The organism is Thermacetogenium phaeum DSM 12270 (assembly GCF_000305935.1).
Taxonomy (GTDB): Bacteria; Bacillota; DSM-12270; order Thermacetogeniales; family Thermacetogeniaceae; genus Thermacetogenium; species Thermacetogenium phaeum.
On sequence record NC_018870.1, the window covers coordinates 1,468,067 to 1,482,269 of the forward strand.

The window sequence follows — 14,203 nt, forward strand, 5'->3', positions numbered from 1 at the left end:
CCTAGTTCTAGCTAGTTCGTTAAATTTTTATCAGAAACAGGATACAAACTTTTCAAAAAGGTGAGTGGTATCAAGGATACCGGGCGAACCTTCGGGATGAAACTGATAGGAAAAGATGGGCTCTGTCCGGTGTCTGATGCCTTCGACTGTGCCATCATTCAAATTGCGATGGGTTACCACTATTTCACCAGCTGATATGCTCTCTTCGTCGACAGCATACCCATGGTTCTGGGAAGTAATATAAACCCTCCCTGTTTTCAGATCCTTGACGGGATGATTGGCTCCCCGGTGCCCGTATTTGAGTTTATACGTTTCCCCACCGAATGCCAGACCGAGGATCTGGTGTCCAAGGCAAACCCCTAGCAACGGCACCTTACCGATCAACTGGCGTGTGGTTTCCACAACCTCAACGGCGTCCCTGGGATCGCCGGGGCCATTGGAGAGTACCACACCGTGAGGACGGTGGCTCAAAATCTCCTCCGCCGGTGTCCAGGCAGGAACAACGTAAACGGTGCAGTTATTCTGTATAAGGAAGCGAATAATGTTGCGCTTCACCCCCAGATCCAAAACCACCACCTTGAAGGGGCCGTTCCCAAAAACCTTCTCTTCCTTCGTGCTAACAAATTTAACCAGATTCCTTCCTGATATGGGGGGGGCCTGACGTGCCTTCTCAATAAGGGAGTCGGCGTCCTGCTCCCCTGTGGCAATCACACCCCTCATGGTACCACAACTGCGCAGTCGCCTGGTCAAAGTCCGGGTGTCGATACCGGCCAGGCCGATGATTCCATGCCGGCTGCAGAACTCGTCGAGCTTCATCCGGCAACGCCAGTTGCTGGGGTATTCACAGAGCTCCTTGATGATAAGGCCCTGTAACCAGGGCCTATCGGATTCGAAATCATCCTCATTGATCCCGTAATTCCCCACCAGAGGGTAAGTGAGCACGAGAATTTGACCGCAATACGAAGGATCGGTGAGTATCTCCTGATAGCCGGTCATACTGGTATTGAAGACAACCTCTCCGGTCACTATTCCGGTACTGCCGAAGGACTTCCCCCGAAAGACAGTTCCATCCTCTAAAGCCAACCAGGCTTCCATAAACAGTAGCGCTCCTTCCTTAACCAAAACTTTACCTGATTTTGCTCTTACCGCTTGCTCTTGCTCGTAACTGCTCGCTCCTGCTTATTGTACCCGGTATCCCAGGTAAACCTGACCTCGCCCCTGATCATCGTCAGCACAGGCCAACCCCGCAGCAATCGGCCTTCGAAGGGGTTGTTCTTGCCCAAAGAAAGGAATTCCCGGGTTACAACCGGGCGCTTTAAGTCAGGATCAACAACGGTGATATTGGCCTCACCTCCGACCTTGATTACCCGATCCGGGAGACCGATAATGCGTGCCGGGTTTAAGGCCATTTTCTTCGCCAGTTCTACCGGACTGAGCACCTTCCTTGCCACCAGGTATTCCCACATCAAGGGTACAGCGGTCTCCAATCCGGAGATGCCGAAGGGGGCATAATTATACTCTACTTCCTTTTCCTCCTTTCTATGCGGGGCATGATCCGTGGCGATAACATCGATCGTCCCGTCTTTAAGACCTTCTAACAGGGCCCGGATGTCATCTTTGGTCCGCAAAGGAGGATTTACTTTGGTATTGGTGTCATATCCCCTTACAGCTTCTGCAGTCAGACAGAGGTGGTGAGGGGTAACCTCGGCAGTTACGCTTACCCCGCGTTTCTTCGCCTCTCTAATCAGGTGCACCGAACCGCCGGTGCTCACATGAGCAACATGAAGGTGTACCCCTGTCATTGCGGCCAGAATCAAATCGCGGGCAACGTGCACCTCCTCAGCCGCAGCAGGGATCCCTTCCAGCCCCAGCAGTGTTGAGATGTAGCCTTCATGCATCACACCGCTTCCGCTCAGATTCTTATCCTCACAGTGGCTGATTACAGGGAGTTCGAACATCCGGGCGTACTCCATTACCCGTCGCAGGACCTCAGCGTTCATGATCGGATCTCCGTCATCTGACAGGGCAACCACACCCGCTTCTTTAAGGTCGCCGATCTCTGCAGGCTCCTCCCCTTTCCTTTCTTTGGTGGCACAACCGATGGGATAAACCGGGAAAGATGTCCTTTGAGCCTTTTCTTTGATATAGGTAACAACCGCACCGTTATCTGCCGGAGGTTTCGTATTCCCCATACAGGCAACGGCAGTAAAGCCTCCCTTGGCGGCAGCCCGGGTGCCGGTGAGAATTGTCTCTTTTAGCTCCTCCCCCGGCTCCCTCAGATGGCAGTGAATATCTATAAAGCCCGGAAAGACATAGTTTCCTTCCACTACCAGAACCTCGGCATCGCTGTCTTCGATACCGGGGCGCATCGCCGCGATCTTCCCTTCATCCACAAGGATATCTAGGGGGGCAACCGTTTCAGCCACCGGATCGACGACCATCCCGCCTTTAAGCAGATATTTCATCTTTTTCACCTCCTGCCATCAGAAGATAAAGCAGGGCCATCCGTACGGCAACGCCATTTGTTACCTGTTCATTGATCGCCGCATGGTGGCCGTCCTGTACCTCGGCGCTGATTTCAACCCCTCTGTTGACGGGACCCGGGTGGAGGACGAGAACATCCGGGCTGGCCACCTGCAGTTTTTCCTCATCAAGACCATACAACCGGGTATACTCCCTAATGCTGGGGAAAAGGCCCTTTTTCTGCCGCTCCAGCTGGATGCGCAGGACATTGATAACATCTACATCCTTGAGACCCTCCTCCCAGTTGTAGTAAACCTTAACCCCTAGATTATGAATGTCAGGTGGCATTAATGTAGCCGGGCCAACAACCCGGACCTCGGCTCCCAGTTTGGTCAAACCCCAGATATTGGATCGAGCAACCCTGCTGTGAGCGATGTCCCCCAGAATAGCTACCTTCAAACCTCGGAAGCATCCTTTTTTCTCTCGAATCGTATACAAATCCAAGAGGGCCTGTGTGGGGTGCTCATGGGCGCCATCACCGGCATTGATTACCCGTGAACTCACCCAACGCGCCAGCTGATGGGGAGCTCCTGCTGCAGAATGCCTGATGATGATCACATCCGCAGCCATAGCTTCGATAGTCCTGGCGGTATCGCGCAGGCTCTCTCCCTTCTGCACGCTGCTGGTAGCTACTGCAATGCTGGTGGTGTCAGCGCCCAGGTACTTCGCAGCCAGTTCAAAAGAGGTACGCGTCCGGGTGCTCGGTTCGTAGAAGAGGGTCACAACCGAGCGGCCGCGCAGTGTGGGGACCTTTTTGATCTCCCTTTTCAGAACCTCTTTCATCGACTCTGCCGTGTCCAAAATCAAACTGATTTCTTCGGCAGTAAGGTCTTCAAGGCCGAGAACATCCTTTCTCGTAAATACCATGCAATCCGGAACCCCCTTCGCATAAAAAAACCTCTCTGTTCGCCGCACCAGGCTAACAAAGAGGTGTCTCCCTCTTCCCGCAACCCCCTTGCTAGCCTCACAGGACTAGATTTAAAGGGCATTCTTTTTTTACGTTTTCCTTTCGATTATCGCCACCCTATCAACCCCGTCGATCTCCTGGACGCTCACAGATATTTCCTCTTTCCGGGAGGTGGGTACGTTCTTTCCTACAAAGTCGGCCCTGATGGGTAGTTCCCGATGCCCCCTATCAATTAAAACTGCCAGTTGAATCAACTTTGGTCTTCCCAGGTCGATGAGAGCATCCAGAGCAGCTCGCACCGTTCTCCCCGTATACAACACATCATCAACGAGAATAACCTTTTTGCCGGTTATATCAAAGGGAACTTCAGTCTTTCTTACCAGTGGCTGGTAGCCTAGCTGGCTCAGGTCATCCCTGTAAAGGGTAATGTCCAGAATCCCCAGGGGAACTGAAGTTCCTTCTATTTCTTTAATAGTTTGGGCGATCTTCCGGGCGAGGGGGACACCCCGCCTTCTGATACCTACCAAAACAAGGTCTTTGGTTCCCTGGTTCTTTTCCAGAATCTCGTGGGCGATTCTCGTCAACGCCCTTCTAATAGCATCTGCATCCATAATCTGGGCTTTTTCGTGCGGGGACAAGGCTATCCCTCCTCATTTACACCAAAAAACCTGCTTCCAAGGTACCTTGTAAGCAGGCGCGCGGCAAACTTTCTATTAATACCTTGCCGGCCTCACAGGACCAGCTTAAAGGCCCTTCGAAAAAAGTATAACACTTCCTATCATCAAGTCAATATAATCAAAACAAAAAATTTACGCTTCATTCTTTTTTCTATCGATACCGCTGGAGACCTTTCCTGATCTTTCTACAACTAGTCGGTCTGACATCTTGTTCCTAGCCAAGGACGTTTTCAGGATATAAATATTCATTGTTGACGACCGAGCAAATGGCGGCATCTATCACAACCAGAGCAGCGGCAAATGCGATCCTCAAAAACCTGCTGGATTGTCCGCAAGGGATCGGATTCCCATGTATGATCCGAAACGTGAAAAACTATGGTTTTCGGAACCAGAGTAATCAACATGCTCAACAAATAATCTTTATAATTAAACTCTCCACCGTTTACGGAAAAGGACGGGGTGCACAGATGTTCCTTTCTGATAATGTTTCCTCTGCGGTCGCAGATAAAAAAGGTGCTCTCAACTGTGACAAAAATATGAACCTCGTCCATTTTCGGCTCCTGCATTTCTATAAAGCAGCGAAGCAGCCGAACGAACTCCTGATAATCCTTAGCGTTCAAATATTCTTGACCGGTTCTCCTGACAAGGCACTGGAGCTGCTTCCAGTAATTACGAAGGCGAAATTTGGCGAAACCCTCTATATTGATGCTCCTGTTATCGGCTAGGAAGTCGTAAACACTTTGCAGAATTCGGTTTCGCCGGATAATTTTTAATTTTTCCAGCGTTTCCAGTGTACAGCTGACTATTTCAAAACGATCCTGCGGAGAGCAATAATTATAAACTTTTTCGATGTAATTTTTTACATAATTGGCCTCCAGGTGATTAACGAATAAATCGGTGATCGCCTTGGCTACGGCAAAGCGGCAGGCGAATCTATGCTCCCCTTGGCGCTCAGCCCGCTCTATCCCAACCATCATAAATGACCAGGGGGGGATTTCTACTTCCCGGTAGAGTACGTCCGCTTGTTCATTCTGTAAAAACTTAAGCTCAAGATTCAATCTTTTCCGGAGTTCATCTGCATAGGAGATGGTTCCGATGAGAAACCGGAAGGACACAAAAATCACCCCTTCCTCACTGATAAAATATATTATCTATTACATAGTATGTTATTATTCGGAAGGGGTTTTCCTGAATACTTTTTTTACCGCCTAACTCTCTTCCTCTAAAACCTCCTCAACGAAAACCGTCAGCTCCTGGAGAAGATTGATTTCCGGGTAATTACCTGTATACTTTTTCCCATCAGCATCAGCGATCAATCTGACTATCGGCCTGGTCGGATAGTTCTTGGGAATATGGATGACAAACCCTTTTTGGCCAGTATTAAGCCGAACAAGGCTACCCAGGGGGTAAACGGCGATGTTAGTGGAGAAGATTCGTGCCAGTTTAGGATCAAAGGCCCGACCGGCCTGAGCAATAATATACTCAATTGTCTGGTAAGGAGCTAATCGCTTTCCGTACAATCCGCTCACCAGAATGTCGTAGGTGTTGGCAATAGCTGCAATACGGGCATATTCGTGGATCTCCTCCCCTTTCAACCCTCGCGGGTAACCCGTGCCGTCATAACATTCATGGTGCTGGTAAGCTACGTGGGCGGAAAGGAGGCTGAGGTTATTCTCCCGGCGCATGATTTCAAAACCGTAAGATGTATGATTCCTAAACTCCTCACAATCTGAAAAGAAAGATGGCTCCGGAGAGTTGAGAATGCGTGCAGGGAGTCTGCTTTTACCAATATCATGGAGAAGCGCCCCTGTCCCCAGTTCCAACAGCTCTTTTTCACCGTACCTAACGTTGACACCGGTTAATATGGCATAAATCGCAACATTCACAGAGTGATGAAAGAGTTGCTCTCCCGCTATCCTGATCTCAGACAGATGAAGTAGGGCTTCACTGTTATCGAGGATTTGCTTGATGATATCTTCAACCATTTTTTTAATCTCCTGAGTATCCAGCCCTTTCCCCAGCCTGATATTTTCCATTGACTCATGTACAATTTCGGCCGCCCGGAGCCTCGTCTCATCATTTACGGAATCGTCGATCTCTATCTCGGCGATGCGCTCATCCCAAATATAAACAAAAGGGATTCCAAATTCGCCTAGCCTCCTGATGTAACTTTCCGTAAGCTTAACCCCCCTGTCGAGAAGAATGCGGCCACCTTTGGTATAAACCGGTTTTTCAAGGAACATACCCGGTTGCAGGTTTTGTACGGCTACCTTTCGCATAGAACAACCTCCTTACCAGGCAGACCTCTCGGCTTTCTGCTCAAGTGTTTTGTGATTTACTACTCATCTGTAATAGAAGCTTGTCGCCTCATTCAAAATTTCCAGATGCTTTCCAGCCCAAAAGCTATTTAAAATTCGCTGTCTTTAGAGGACATTATCAATCTTTTCTATTCGGAACAATCTAACTCCTCCTATGGATAAGGGGCTAAGAGGAAATTCGGCTGGACAAAACGACCGCACCTTAGACGTGCGGTTCGTTGTTGATCCAGCAGAAAAAATCTGCATCTCGTTCTTTAGATATTTTTTACATACATAGACCTGCTTGCATTAAGGACTGCTATAAGGGCTACCCCTACATCGGCAAAAACTGCCGCCCACATGGTGGCAAATCCGAAAATGGATAAAACAAGCACAAATCCTTTAACTCCCAATGCAAAAACAATATTTTGCCAGATGATACTCCTCGTTCTTTTGGCAATTCGGATACCCTTCTCTAGTAACACCGGTTCATCTGTCATTAAAACCACATCCGCAGCTTCAATAGTAGCATCTGAGCCTAAATTCCCCATCGCAACCCCGATGTCGGCCATTGCCAGCACCGGTGCATCGTTGACGCCATCCCCGACAAAAACAAGCTTTTCTTTTTTATTTATTTCCTTCTTCAGCCTTTCCACCTGTTGCATTTTATGGTCAGGAAGCATCTCGGTGTAAACCTCATCGATTCCCAACTCCTGCGCTACCCTTTCACCCACCATTCTGCTATCTCCGGTTAGCATTATGGTTTTTTTAATACCGAGATTTTTTAGGGCTTTTATTGTTTCTTTGGAGCCTTCTTTAATTTCATCGGAAATAATAATATAACCGGCATAATTTTTGTTAACGGCAAGATGCACAACTGTTCCAGGTATTTCAACTTCGTCGTAGGGTATGTTTTCTTTTTTCATCAACTTTATATTCCCGGCAAAAATCTCTTTCCCACAGGCTATTGTCTTGACCCCATATCCCAGGATCTCTTCATAACTATCAACGGCGCTTTTATCAATTACTTCTCCGTAACCCTCTCTAATGGAAGCAGCAATGGGATGATTGGAAAACACTTCGGCATACGCTGCTAATTCGAGCAATTCATTATTGCTGAACCCGTTTTTCGGCACAACTTTTGTAACCTTAAAAATCCCTTTTGTCAATGTTCCGGTTTTATCGAAGACAACCGTAGTAACATCATTTAATGCTTCCAGGTAATTGCCTCCTTTAACGAGGATTCCCGCTCGAGAAGCTCCGCCGATGCCGGCAAAAAATCCTAGCGGTATCGAAATAACAAGGGCGCATGGACAGGAAACGACTAGGAAAACTAAGGCGCGGTAGATCCACTGATTAATGTTTGCGCCTTGAGTGACAATCGGTGGTATCAGTGCCAGGGCTAGAGCACCAAAGACCACGACAGGAGTGTAGTATCTGGCAAATTTAGTTATAAAATGTTCTGTTGGCGCTTTCTTGTTGCTGGCGTCCTGAACTAAATTAAGGACTTTAGAAACGGTAGATTCCTCAAACTCTTTAGTAACCTGAACCTTGAGCAAACTGTTTAAATTGATAAAGCCTCCCAGGATACTGCTTCCTTCCTCTACATCCCGGGGAACTGATTCTCCTGTTAAGGCAGAAGTATCAACCATCGATCTTCCTTCGATGACTACCCCGTCCAGGGGAACTCTCTCACCTGGTTTGACTAGAATCACATCTCCTATCTTTACCTCTTCAGGGGGTACTGTTTTGATATCATCTCCTACCTGTAAATTTGCGTAGTCCGGCCGGATATTCATCAAAGCAATAATAGAACTGCGAGAGCGCTTGACAGCCAGATCCTGAAAATATTCCCCTACCTTATAAAAGAGCATGACCGCTACCCCTTCCGGAAACTGCCGGATGGCAAAAGCACCGATGGTGGCCACACTCATCAAAAAGTTTTCATCGAAAACGTGTCCCTTGAAGATATTTCTTACAGCGCTGAGCACTACATCTCCACCAACTATAACATAGCTCACCAAAAACAATACGAGCTCAGCAGCAAAAGAGAACTCAAATGCAAGAGCAAAAGAGGTTAACACCACCCCGGTACCGATCTTGATCAGTTCCTTTTTATTGAGCGACTCATCCTCGACCAGAGCGGTACCTTTAGCCTCACGGTCCTCAAAGACATCAACATTCGGTGCTATTTTTTTAATGATTTCAGCAACTTCATCTGCAATTTCTAAGTTCCGCTCGTCGCATATGTGGATCGAAAGCTTCTTGTCCACACAATCCAGAAAGGAGTAACGCACACCTTTTATTTTGTCCACTTCTTTTTTAATTTTGGCAGCACTTTCAGCACAGCTTAGCCCTTTCAATAGAAACGTTTTTTTAGTAATTCCTGTGTTATAGGTTTTCTTATATGTCTTTTGCCTTATATTAACTGTGCAGCTTTCACAGCCCCGGCCTATATTCATCTAGCCACCTGCTTTCAGATAATATCCGGATTGCCCAATCTAACGGTGGGTGATATGAGCCATTCCCTGGTCAAAAATCTGTTTGACGTGCTCATCATCCAGGGAGTAATAAACCATTTTGCCTTCTTTTCTGCATTTGACCAGCCTTGCCTGTTTTAACACCCTGAGCTGATGGGAAACGGCGGATTGGGACATCCTCAAGAGAGTTGCCAGGTCACAAACACACATTTCCGCTTTAAATAAAGCAAAAAGTATTTTCACTCTTGTGGTATCACCGAAAACTTTAAAAAGCTCTGCGAGGTCAAAAAGGCATTCATCATCGGGCATTTTTTCTCTCACCAGTTTTACAAGATCGTTATGATCGAGGAAACCGACAGATTGTTCATGGAGAGCATGATATTGATGCACGGTATCACTTCCCATTGAAACTTGATCATATATTCATATGTTTAATATCAGTATATCCATTTAACCTCAATTCCGTCAATTCCAAGGAGAGATTTGAAAATGGCAAAATCAATTAGACAATCGGGTAGTAGGAGGATGCCGCAGTTTACAGGATCCAGCAGGCGGTCAGGGAACTCAACGGCCGCACCTACCGGTTCATCGTAGTGCACCTGGACAAGAAGAAAGAGAAAAGCATCAAGAAGATGATCGAAACCAGGGAGTCGGAGCTGCCTTCTGCCTGTGATGAGCTTGCTAAAAGGAAATTCTTCTGCGAGGCCGATGCCAAAAAAGAACTGGAGATTTTTTTGGCAAAGCATGCTTCACCGCTCTTTGAATTGAAGATCGAAATCAAAGAGGAGCAGGTGATCAAGCGTCGGGTGCGGCGTAATCTGGCCAAAGAAAGCAAGCCTTTGACGATCCCCGGGAAGCGCAAGTCTTTCAACCCAACGGGGACAATGCTGCTGGAGATGCTGAAACCACTTACCATAGCCACTATTGAAACCGATTCCGGTTTTATCCATCAGGTTTCGGAGAACCAGTTGACCGAAGACATCCGCCGGCTCTTGCATCTGGCCGGTTTCAGTGAAGAGATTTACTCTTGTACGAATTATGGGAGGTCTCCTTATGCCAACAAGCTTTTATTAGGTGCCTTTTTTAGCCATCAGTAAAATTAAAGGTCGTTTTCACCCCAGGGTGCGATATGTGGGACACAAGAACGCCTGTTTGGGGGAAAAGAAAAGGCTCGGAAGGTTTATCCGGAGGGCTTAAAAAACTGGAGTCCACAACTTACAGTTACCATTTTATTACTTTTTATTGTCTGCCGATTTGTCTGCCGGATTGTCTGCATAGTTGCGGAAAACTATTAATGGCAGGGTGCGGAAGACCGGCTGGAGATGCTCTTCAACAGCTCCCCGAACGCCGCGCTGTACCCCTCGCTCAAGTGCTTGCCCGGCTCGTCGAGGATTATCGGCGCTTTCCCGGGGCTGGTGACCACCGCCGCCAGCGTTCTGAGAGCGAGGGACGCCACGTCAACAACTCCCCCGCCCCTGGCATCGAGTATGGGGGTCTCCGTCCGCGCTCCGCCGTATTCGGACTCCACGGTGAAATCGGCATAGGGGCGGCCACCGCGGTCAGAAACCGCTGCCTTGAAGCGGATCCCCGGCCCTAAGACGGCCTGGAGGGCGTCCGTGACCGCCGCCTCGACCTTGCGGCGGGCGCGCTCCCGGGCGGACTCGGACGCCGCCCGGAAAACCTCGGAGACCTTTTCCAAGACTTCCGCCTGGTGTTCCAATTCGGCACTCTTCGCTTCCCTCCGGGCTTTCTCTTCTTCCAGCCGTTCCAGCCGCCCCTTCATGCGGGCGCACTCGGAGCGGGTGGCGTCCAATTTCTCCTTAAGCTGTTCTAGCACTTCTGGCATTGCCGGTCATCTCCTCGAAGTCTCAGTGATAAAGCCTCTGAGCTAGGCATTACCGACCATTTCTTCAAACGGAGCCAGCAGTTCCTCAATCCTTGCGATCTTTTCATTAATCTCCCGGTCTAGCCGGGCGATCTCCTCTTCCACATTTTCCGGGTCCACCCCTAATTCCCGGATCTGTGCCTCAAGCTCCTGAAGTCTCCGCTCTGCGGCGGCCTTGCGTTCTTCCGCCTGGATGCGGGCGGTCTTCGCCCGCTCAATGCGGGCCTTCAGTTCGTTCAACTTCACCTCTGCACCGTTGGCACCGTTAACATTAACACCCGACAATGCTTTCGACGGCATGTTCAACAGCCTCCTCATTCAATGGATTGAAGCACACGGGGCACCGCCCCAAAGCAACCATCGTCTTTTTCATTTCCTCAACAGTCCTGTCAAGAGCAGTTTTCGCCTTAGCCAACACCGTACCTTGCTCTCGAATCTCGCTCTTGAAGCGTGAAGCCTGAGCCGCAAGGGGCTTGAGCACAGCAGCCTTGTTCAACGCGCTGACGCACCCTTCAAGCAGGGAAGCCGATTCAGGAATTCCCCGGCAGACCTCAATTATTGCTTCAGCGTGCCCTCGTTCAACCTGAGCCTCTTTCCTTGCAACGGAGAGGTCGGCAAGTGCTTTCTCCCGCTCCTTGCCTATCTCTACTTTCAGCAAAAGGCCGGCGGCTTCATCCGCTTTTTCAGTCGCTGTTATCACAGTTTCCGCACCGGCGATTGCTCTTGCCGCCTCCTTTACGGTGCTGGCGGCGCTTATGAGGTTCAGCAGCCTGGCGGTCTGCTGGGTCGAAATTTCGAGAAGATCCGCCGCCTCGCCAGCTCCGCTCGTAGCTTCCAGGGTCCGGAAAGCCTCGTGTATTGAGCGGGATGCTTCGCTTATTTGCCGGGAGAGAGTGTGGAGCATATTGCTTTTTGCGATGTCTGTGGTTGCCCTACCGAGCAGGTTCTCTGCGGTGTCAGCTGTTTCCGTTGCGGTAATGACCTTTTCTGAATGCCGTATCTCTTGCCTGAGCCTGTTGACCTCCGCTAGGGTCTGCTCCAAGAACTCTTTTCTTTGGGAGCTCGATTCTATTTCGGACAGCAGGGCGCTCGCTTCCCCGACCGCACTTTCGAGGGCGGGGAGATTGTCAAATTTGCCAATCTCTTCTTCGAGTTCCGCTATTCTCTCATCGTTTTCCCTTTTCTCCCGGCGCACCCTAGAGATGTCGGCCAATGTGTTCTTCAACGCCTCATCAAATACATCCGCCCGGGCCATCATCCCTATGAGGGACGCCCGCATGGGGCCTGAAGCACCCAACAAAAACGGGGCCTCAAGCTGCCCGGCGATGTTGGGGGCTACTGCTTCCCCACCCACGTCGATCTCGGACACGCCGGTTGTTTCTCTGATTTCGGCAAGTGTCTCTATTCCGAAGCCCCTGAATACCGCTGGCTCTTGACCGGGGAACGACACGAGGTAAACGTTGTCATCTCCCATTCTCGCCCTGCCTACCTGAGTGCCGTCTTCATATTCGACAACCACGCGGCAATTGCTCTCCCCCGCCCTGACGAACCCCGCTCCCCTCGGCTGGTTGAGAAAGAGCCACCTCAAGGCGCGGATCACGGCGGACTTGCCCTGGTCGGATTCTCCAACTAGCACGGTCAGGCCGGGGGCGGGCTCGATTTCGGTGTGAGCGTGGGGCTGGAAGTTTTTGATGGTTATTTTGGTAATCATTTTCTCCCCCACCCTCTGAGAAAGGTAATTTTTAGGAAATGCATTGGACAAAATGTCCGATGCATTTTCTTTTATTGGGAAGACATTATCTCCTGAAACCTCCTCCACACCTCCCCCTGGACTTCTGGAGATGCTTGAAAGTGACTCAGCACTTCATTTAACACTTTTTCCGGCTCCAGCGCGGCGAAGCGGTCGCCGCGGAACTCGTCCAGGCTGGTGAGGAAAGCCTGTCTCCGCTCGTCCCGCAACCGCTCTATATCGAGGTGGGAGCGGTCGAGCGCCTCAGAGCCGGGTTTGGCGCAAGCGAGTGGGATTATTCGGTGGCTTATTCCGCTCTGTGAACATTCAATTAGCATAACGGACGGCGTCCGGTCAATCTCTTCTTGAATCACCGAAAGCCGCACGAGCGCCCCGGGGTTGACCACCCGCTTTTCTCCATCAGATATTTCAAAAGGCAAGTGGTAGTGGCCGGTGAGCGTGTAGTCAGCTTCGGTGATCCGCAAAATCTCTTCCGCCGCCGTAGCTGCGGTGGTAATCTGGGGGGCGCATTCGCAGTGGGCTTTTGTCTTTAAGAGCTTGGGGCTGGGCTTGGGCATCGGCGTGCTGTTCTACCTAATTGGCCTGATCGGAGCCGGCGACGCCAAGGCCCTGGCCGCTTTGAGCGGCCTCGTGGGGCCTGACGCGATGCTGCTCACGGTCATTTGCGCCCTCGCTATTCTGGTGGTGTGGGCCGCCCCGAGGCGGATAAAAAAGCTGGGGCTCAAAGGCTTCCTGAAGAGTGAGCGGCAAGGGGTGTGGCACTACCTGACCAAGAGGAAGCTCCGGCCCGACCCCGAGGACTGCCCCCCTGAGATCGATAAGGTGCCGCTGGCGCCTTTCTTTTTGCCCGGGTTCGTCATATCTATCTTTCTGCTCTGGAGATGGTCCTATGCGCTGGTTTGATCACCCGCTACTTTGGCTTCAAGGTGAGCGGGTGGTGGATGTGATTCCCAGCGGGGTCTTCGGTGAAATCTGGATCACCGAAAACCCTTTTTGCCGCTGCCTCCGGTCAAGCCCGTTCGTCATTCAGACGGCCATGAACAAGCGGAGACCGTGGGCGCCCTGTTCTTCTCACTACCGCGCAGTGGCTGAAATTTTGCGCAAAATGCCGGAGATGAAGAGATTCCTTATGGTCGGCCTCGGCGGGGGCAGCTTTCTGCACACCGTGAAGCACTGCTGGCCTGACGCCGTGGTTGAGGCGATAGACGTCGACCCCGTAATGCCGGCCATAGCGAGAGAATACTTTGACGTTCCACCGGAAGCGATACTGATTTTGATGGACGCGCGGGACTATTTTCGGGGAGACCGCGGCCCTTTCGATTTCGTGTTCATCGATGCTTTCGACGGGATGTGCCCACCGAAAGAACTCCTCACCGGGCAGTTCTTTGAGAGCGTGGCGAGAGCGCTGTCGCCCGGAGGGGTGGTCTGCATGAACACCGTCCGCAAGCACCCATGGGACAGCGATTACGGAAAGGTAAGGGGCTTGTTTAAAAAGGCGTTCGCTCACACGGCAGAGATGTTTAGCTTGCCGGGAAAGGCCGCTCCGTTGTTCCCTCACAACATTGTCTTATTAGTGGCCAACGGAGCGGATGCCGAGTCAATAACGAACAGAAAGGAGGGCAAGGGATAAATGTTTAACCGCACTGTAGCGGCAATAAAAAGCTGCTCTTTTCAAAAAAGGGTT

At 50.4% G+C, this 14,203-nt stretch carries 14 protein-coding genes and 1 pseudogene; 3 read left to right on the forward strand and 12 right to left on the reverse strand.

Annotated elements, in window-relative coordinates:
• Positions 1-30: 30 nt before the first annotated feature.
• From carA to TPH_RS07265, 8 genes are all read right to left on the reverse strand, one after another.
• On the reverse strand, positions 31-1,095 hold the full coding sequence (gene carA, locus TPH_RS07230) for a glutamine-hydrolyzing carbamoyl-phosphate synthase small subunit (RefSeq protein WP_015050535.1): 1,065 nt from the start codon (positions 1,093-1,095) through the stop codon (positions 31-33).
• Positions 1,096-1,142: 47 nt separating this feature from the next.
• Positions 1,143-2,465: a dihydroorotase gene (locus TPH_RS07235; RefSeq protein WP_015050536.1), complete on the reverse strand. Its 1,323-nt coding sequence runs from the start codon at positions 2,463-2,465 to the stop codon at positions 1,143-1,145.
• Positions 2,449-3,390, reverse strand: a complete 942-nt coding sequence (locus TPH_RS07240) for an aspartate carbamoyltransferase catalytic subunit (RefSeq protein WP_015050537.1) — start codon at positions 3,388-3,390, stop codon at positions 2,449-2,451. Before TPH_RS07240 ends, TPH_RS07235 begins: the two co-directional genes overlap by 17 nt.
• Before the next feature lie 129 nt (positions 3,391-3,519).
• Positions 3,520-4,068, reverse strand: coding sequence for a bifunctional pyr operon transcriptional regulator/uracil phosphoribosyltransferase PyrR (pyrR, locus tag TPH_RS07245; RefSeq protein ID WP_015050538.1), 549 nt, complete (start codon positions 4,066-4,068; stop codon positions 3,520-3,522).
• Positions 4,069-4,352: 284 nt separating this feature from the next.
• On the reverse strand, positions 4,353-5,222 hold the full coding sequence (gene ytxC / locus TPH_RS07250; protein WP_028990981.1) for a putative sporulation protein YtxC: 870 nt from the start codon (positions 5,220-5,222) through the stop codon (positions 4,353-4,355).
• 93 nt (positions 5,223-5,315) lie between these two features.
• Positions 5,316-6,386, reverse strand: coding sequence for an HD-GYP domain-containing protein (locus TPH_RS07255; RefSeq protein ID WP_015050540.1), 1,071 nt, complete (start codon positions 6,384-6,386; stop codon positions 5,316-5,318).
• Positions 6,387-6,679: 293 nt separating this feature from the next.
• Positions 6,680-8,866, reverse strand: a complete 2,187-nt coding sequence (locus tag TPH_RS07260) for a heavy metal translocating P-type ATPase (RefSeq protein WP_015050541.1) — start codon at positions 8,864-8,866, stop codon at positions 6,680-6,682.
• A gap of 39 nt (positions 8,867-8,905) precedes the next feature.
• On the reverse strand, positions 8,906-9,208 hold the full coding sequence (locus TPH_RS07265) for an ArsR/SmtB family transcription factor (protein WP_408033294.1): 303 nt from the start codon (positions 9,206-9,208) through the stop codon (positions 8,906-8,908).
• A 197-nt stretch (positions 9,209-9,405) separates the two neighbouring features.
• Here TPH_RS07265 and TPH_RS07270 point away from each other — a divergent pair.
• Positions 9,406-9,981: pseudogene (locus TPH_RS07270) on the forward strand (hypothetical protein); the annotation flags it as partial.
• A 194-nt stretch (positions 9,982-10,175) separates the two neighbouring features.
• Here TPH_RS07270 and TPH_RS07275 read toward each other — a convergent pair.
• From TPH_RS07275 to TPH_RS07290, 4 genes are read right to left on the reverse strand one after another with little or no spacing between them, the layout of a single operon-like run.
• Positions 10,176-10,730 carry a cell division protein ZapB gene (locus TPH_RS07275; RefSeq protein ID WP_015050544.1) on the reverse strand — a complete coding sequence of 185 codons (555 nt, stop codon included), beginning with the start codon at positions 10,728-10,730 and terminating at the stop codon, positions 10,176-10,178.
• 42 nt (positions 10,731-10,772) lie between these two features.
• Positions 10,773-11,069, reverse strand: a complete 297-nt coding sequence (locus TPH_RS07280) for a hypothetical protein (protein WP_015050545.1) — start codon at positions 11,067-11,069, stop codon at positions 10,773-10,775.
• Positions 11,041-12,588, reverse strand: a complete 1,548-nt coding sequence (locus tag TPH_RS07285; protein ID WP_015050546.1) for an AAA family ATPase — start codon at positions 12,586-12,588, stop codon at positions 11,041-11,043. Before TPH_RS07285 ends, TPH_RS07280 begins: the two co-directional genes overlap by 29 nt.
• Positions 12,552-13,076, reverse strand: a complete 525-nt coding sequence (locus TPH_RS07290) for a hypothetical protein (protein WP_049886099.1) — start codon at positions 13,074-13,076, stop codon at positions 12,552-12,554. Before TPH_RS07290 ends, TPH_RS07285 begins: the two co-directional genes overlap by 37 nt.
• Between TPH_RS07290 and TPH_RS07295 the strand changes: the two genes are divergently transcribed.
• On the forward strand, positions 13,057-13,422 hold the full coding sequence (locus TPH_RS07295; RefSeq protein ID WP_049886100.1) for an A24 family peptidase: 366 nt from the start codon (positions 13,057-13,059) through the stop codon (positions 13,420-13,422). The genes TPH_RS07290 and TPH_RS07295 overlap by 20 nt on opposite strands.
• Complete coding sequence (locus TPH_RS07300) at positions 13,409-14,149, forward strand: spermidine synthase (RefSeq protein WP_015050549.1); 741 nt, start codon at positions 13,409-13,411, stop codon at positions 14,147-14,149. The genes TPH_RS07295 and TPH_RS07300 overlap by 14 nt, the downstream gene beginning before the upstream one ends.
• Positions 14,150-14,203 lie beyond the last annotated feature (54 nt).